Origin of the sequence: Streptococcus intestinihominis, assembly GCF_046824975.1 — a bacterium.
In the GTDB taxonomy this organism is placed as follows: domain Bacteria; phylum Bacillota; class Bacilli; order Lactobacillales; family Streptococcaceae; genus Streptococcus.
Genome location: NZ_JBKQBL010000001.1, coordinates 86,115 through 91,514, shown reverse-complemented (window position 1 = coordinate 91,514; position 5,400 = coordinate 86,115). Strand labels below are relative to the sequence as shown.

The following is a 5,400-nucleotide window of genomic DNA, read 5'->3' as shown; positions in this document are numbered from 1 at the left end:
ATGGTTCTAGTCAGCCTCTCGTTAGCGACCATTATGGTTTGTCAGCTGACTTGTATTTACCATAATATTCAAATCCCTATCCCTCCAGGAGGCTAGGGATTTTCTTTATTTCCCTTGCTTTCACTTTAGCCCTAAATATGATAGAATAAAGTATTAAGAAACGATAAGGAGGGTGTCCATGCGGTGTCCAAAATGTGGCGGAAATAAGTCTAGTGTTGTAGATAGTCGCCAGGCAGAAGACGGGAAAACGATTCGTAGAAGAAGAGAATGTGATGAATGTCATCATCGCTTCACCACTTATGAACGAGTAGAAGAGCGGACTCTTGTTGTGGTGAAAAAAGATGGCACCCGGGAACAGTTTTCTAGAGATAAAATATTTAATGGGATTATTCGATCTGCTCAGAAACGTCCCGTGTCGAGTGACGAAATTGAGGAAATTGTGGGGCGAATCGAACAAAAGATTCGTAGTCAGAGTGAAAATGAGATCCAGAGTGACTATATCGGATCACTTGTCATGGACGAGTTAGCAGAATTGGACGAAATTACCTATGTTCGATTTGCGAGTGTCTATCGTAGTTTCAAGGATGTTGGTGAATTGGAAAGTCTCTTAAAGCAGATTACCAAAGGAACGAAGAAGAAAAAGGAAAAATAGATGAAGCCCAATACTTCATTTTCTTTCTTGAAGAATAATTATTTAGCGCCTACAGGAGCCTCTTTCACGCATCTGTATGGACCAATATTAGGTGTTCAAGCAAGTCAATTATATACTTTTCTGCTGAGTCTCTATGATCAGGGGAAAGAAAAACGGCTGATTGCTGTTGTTTTAAATCATTTGGATCTAGGGTTCGCTCATTTTCTCGAAAGTCTAGACCGTTTGATTGCCATGAATTTACTAGAGGTTTTTGAGACAGATGAAGGACTTCAGTTCCGATTTTTGGCTCCGCTAGAAGCAGATCAATTTTTTGCCAATGTTGCTTATCAGAAATTGCTGGAGAAAAAAATAGGAGAAGCGGCAGTTCGTGACTTGCTCCCTGAAAAACCAGAGGGCGAAAAACGGAAGGTGAACTTTGCCTCTGTCTTTGGGATTGATGGAGTTTCGACCCATCAGAAGAAAACATCTTCCTTCAGTTTGGAGCACTTTAAACAATTAATGGCGCGAGATGGTCTCCGTTTTGAGAACGAACAAGAAGACCTCTTGGTTCTCTATGCCATCACAGAAGAGAAGAATTGGACTTGGTATGAGACCTATCTCTTGGCCAAGGAGACAGCGGCTAATAGGATCATTTCGACCAAGCGGATGAGACAGAAACTAACCCAACAACCACAGGAAAAAGGCAAGGATGAGTTTACTCCGCAGGAAAGAGCCATTATCCGGGAAGCAAAAAATAAGACCAGTCGTCAATTTTTAGCAGGAATTAAAAAAGCACGTAAGGCTGTCGTGACCCAATCTGAGCGTCAAGCGATTTCTGATTTGGCCCAGTTAGGCCTATTAGATGAAGTCATAAACGTGATCTTGTTGTTGACCTTTAATAAGGTTGCTTCTGCTAATCTCAATGAAAAATATGCCTTAAAAGTTGGGAATGATTTTGCGTATGAGGGAATTAAAACGGCTGAAGAGGCTGTCCTGAAGATCCGCCAGCGCCAAGACTCCCATACACAAAAAGCAAAAGAGAAAGCAACTAAGAGTGGACAAGCGACTGGAAAAACCAATGTTCCTAAGTGGAGTCAGCCTAACTATACCAATCAAACCAGCCAGGAAGAACAGGCTGATCTAGAACAACAAAAACGAGCCTTGCTCGAGAAATTAAATCAAGGAGGGGAGTAAATGGAGAGCGTAGGGAAAACTATGTCCCAGATGAATCGATCACAGCAGTTCAATTATGAAGAATTGGTAGCTCAAATTCTCGCCGAACCTGAGATTGCAAGCTTTATTCAAAAGGAAGCCTTGTCGGAAGCAGAAATCCGTCGCAGCATTTCAAAATTTAATCAATACATCAGTGAACGAAATCGCTTTGTCCTCGGGGATGAAGATTATATTGCAAGAGGGTATAAGCCTGTATTGGTCATGAATGAGGGCTATGCGGATGTTTCCTATGAAGAGACACCTGAGTTGATTGAGGCACAAAAACAAGCTGCTATCAATAAACGCTTGCAGCTGATCAACTTGCCAAGTACCTTGAAGGAAGCTTCCTTAGCGAAAGTCGACTTGGATGATCGGGGACGTTTTGGAGCCTTTGAAGAGTTGGCCAATTTTGTTGCTTCCTATCCTCAAGCCCGTAAAGGAATTTTCCTATACGGAGATTTCGGAGTTGGGAAAAGCTATATGATGGCAGCTCTTGCTCATGACTTGTCTGAAAAACGGCAAGCTTCTTCAACCCTCTTGCATTTCCCAAGCTTTGTCATCGATGTCAAAAATGCCATCAACACAGGGCAAGTTAAAGAGATGTTGGATCAGGTCAAGAAGGCTGAAATTTTGATTCTAGACGATATTGGGGCAGAGCAAATGTCGCCTTGGGTCCGGGATGAAGTCTTGCAAGTGATTTTGCAACATCGGATGCAGGAGATTCTTCCAACCTTCTTTACTTCGAATTTCAATTTTGAAGATTTAGAACGTCATTTTGCTACATCTCGGAATGGAGATGAGACTTGGCAAGCCAAACGTGTTATGGAGCGAATTAAGTTCCTGGCTAAAGAAGTGCGCCTAGAAGGAGAAAATCGCCGATGAATACCGTTATTGATTTGATGAAATCTCATTCCTCTGTCCGTCGCTTTAAGGAGGAGGACATCAAAGAGGAAGACCTTCAAGCGATCCTAACAGCAGGACAGATGGCTTCCTCTTGGAAGAACTTCCAGTCTTATTCCATCATCTTAGTGAGAAGCCAGGAAAAGAAAGAGGCGCTCTATCAATTCGTCCCTCAGGAGGCGATTCGTCAATGCTCTGTTTTCTTACTGTTTGTAGGAGATCTCAACCGAGCTGAAAAAGGGGTTCGGATGCATACGGATCAATTCCATCCAGAAGGACCAGATAATTTATTGATTACTTCTGTAGATGCGGCCTTGGCTGGTCAGAATACCTTGCTGGCTGCTGAAAGTCTAGGCTATGGAGGGGTCATTATTGGCTTGGTTCGGTATGAAGCGGCTGAAGTAGCGAAACTATTTAACTTACCAGACTACACATATCCTGTCTTTGGGATGGCTTTAGGAGTGCCAAATCAGAACCATCCTGTGAAGCCCCGCCTTCCTTTGGAAGCTGTTGTCTTCGAAGAAAGTTACCAGGAGCAGACTCCTGAAGTGATTGAAGCCTTTGATCGAGTACAGACTGCCTATGCTGGAGCACGGGCAACGGATACTTGGAGCCAACGCTTGGCTGCCCAATTTGGACAGGTAGAACCTGCTGCTACGGCAGAATTATTAAAGAAACACCAACTAGAAAAATAAGAGAAAAGAGGACACCATGGCTTTACCTACTGTTGCCATTGTAGGACGTCCAAATGTCGGGAAATCAACGCTCTTTAACCGGATTGCCGGTGAGCGGATTTCCATTGTCGAGGATGTCGAAGGGGTTACTCGGGACCGTATTTATGCAACGGCTGAGTGGCTCAACCACCAATTTAGTATTATTGATACTGGCGGGATTGATGACGTGGACGCACCTTTCATGGAGCAAATCAAGCACCAAGCTGAGATTGCCATGGATGAAGCAGACGTCATTGTCTTTGTCGTATCTGGAAAAGAAGGGATTACCGATGCAGATGAGTATGTCGCTCGGATGCTCTACAAGACCCACAAACCAGTCATTTTAGCGGTCAATAAAGTGGATAATCCAGAGATGCGAACTGACATCTATGATTTCTACGCTCTTGGTCTAGGCGACCCCTTGCCAGTGTCATCTGTGCACGGGATTGGTACAGGGGATGTCTTGGATGCCATCGTTGAAAACCTTCCGACGGATCGTGAACCAGAAAATCCAGATGTCATTAAGTTCAGCTTGATTGGCCGCCCAAATGTCGGAAAATCTAGTCTGATTAATGCCATCCTTGGGGAAGACCGCGTCATTGCCAGTCCTGTAGCAGGAACTACGCGGGATGCGATTGACACCCATTTCACCGATGCAGAAGGCCAAGAGTACACCATGATTGATACAGCCGGAATGCGAAAATCTGGTAAGGTCTATGAAAATACAGAGAAATATTCTGTCATGCGGGCTATGCGGGCTATCGATCGCTCGGATGTGGTCTTGATGGTCTTGAACGCAGAAGAAGGAATCCGCGAGTACGATAAGCGGATTGCCGGATTTGCCCATGAAGCTGGAAAAGGGATGATCATCGTGGTCAATAAGTGGGATACCCTTGAAAAGGATAACCACACCATGAAGCAATGGGAAGATGATATTCGAGATCAATTCCAATACTTATCTTATGCACCTATTATCTTTGTCTCTGCTTTGACCAAGCAACGCTTGCACAAGTTACCAGACATGATTAAGCAGATCAGTGAGAGCCAAAATACACGCATTCCTTCAGCTGTCTTGAACGATGTCATCATGGATGCCATTGCCATTAATCCGACACCGACAGATAAAGGAAAACGTCTAAAAATCTTCTATGCGACTCAGGTTGCTACCAAGCCACCAACCTTTGTGGTCTTTGTCAATGAAGAAGAGCTCATGCACTTCTCTTATCTTCGTTTCTTGGAAAATCAAATTCGGAAAGCCTTTGTCTTTGAAGGAACCCCAATCCATTTGATTGCTCGGAAACGGAAGTAGGTGTTTATGAAAACCTTGAAACAAGGACTCATGTTGGCTGTCCCATTCGTTGTGTTTCTGGGACTAACAGCTTGTAGCATTGAAAGAGAAGAAACCTATGAGAAAAAAGATAAAGACATTCTTCTTCGAGTGACGATTCGACATAGAGCCAATCAAATGATCTCTGAAGAGTTTTGGGCTGATAATTTTAATGTAAATATTGAAGATGACTCTGAGTTCGAATATATTAAAAAAGAAATTGTTGAACCTAAAAAAGGAATTTCGGGCTATACAACAGATGTGAGTCGGACGAAAGAGGGTGGACTGATGATTCATACCAAGATCGTCTACCAAGACTTAGATGTTGAAGCCTTAAATAAAGCCAACGATGAGAAAAAAACGTTTGGAGAACTGGCCAACTATTCAGAACATATCAAAAATTTCAAAAAAGAAGGTTATAAGAGAGTAAAATAAAAGAGAGTGGGACAGAAATCGGTAATTCGTTAGAATTCGATTTCGTCGTCCCACCTCCGCACAGTTGAGTAGGGCTGTAAAAGCTGATGAAATCAGCGTAGTAGAGCCCACTCAACCACTGCGTCTTGCTCGACAATTCAAAGATAATTGAGAGGCTAGGACTTTTGTCCCAGCCTCTTTCT

The 5,400-nt window shown here is 43.3% G+C and carries 6 protein-coding genes; all 6 read left to right on the top strand.

Annotation, left to right across the window (positions count from 1 at the left end; genetic code table 11):
• Nucleotides 1-178 precede the first annotated feature (178 nt).
• The 6 genes from nrdR to ACLOR3_RS00465 are packed head-to-tail and all read left to right on the top strand — an operon-like array spanning nt 179 to nt 5,218.
• Nucleotides 179-652: a transcriptional regulator NrdR gene (gene nrdR / locus ACLOR3_RS00490; RefSeq protein ID WP_006595763.1), complete on the top strand. Its 474-nt coding sequence runs from the start codon at nt 179-181 to the stop codon at nt 650-652.
• Nucleotides 653-1,825, top strand: coding sequence for a replication initiation and membrane attachment family protein (locus ACLOR3_RS00485; protein ID WP_411399981.1), 1,173 nt, complete (start codon nt 653-655; stop codon nt 1,823-1,825).
• Nucleotides 1,826-2,725 carry a primosomal protein DnaI gene (gene dnaI / locus ACLOR3_RS00480; protein WP_195323665.1) on the top strand — a complete coding sequence of 300 codons (900 nt, stop codon included), beginning with the start codon at nt 1,826-1,828 and terminating at the stop codon, nt 2,723-2,725.
• Complete coding sequence (locus tag ACLOR3_RS00475; RefSeq protein WP_411399980.1) at nt 2,722-3,438, top strand: NADPH-dependent oxidoreductase; 717 nt, start codon at nt 2,722-2,724, stop codon at nt 3,436-3,438. The genes dnaI and ACLOR3_RS00475 overlap by 4 nt, the downstream gene beginning before the upstream one ends.
• Nucleotides 3,439-3,454: 16 nt before the next feature.
• A complete protein-coding gene (gene der / locus ACLOR3_RS00470; RefSeq protein ID WP_048716584.1) occupies nt 3,455-4,765 on the top strand; it encodes a ribosome biogenesis GTPase Der in 1,311 nt (436 codons plus the stop codon).
• 6 nt (nt 4,766-4,771) lie between these two features.
• Nucleotides 4,772-5,218, top strand: coding sequence for a hypothetical protein (locus ACLOR3_RS00465; protein WP_411399979.1), 447 nt, complete (start codon nt 4,772-4,774; stop codon nt 5,216-5,218).
• Nucleotides 5,219-5,400 lie beyond the last annotated feature (182 nt).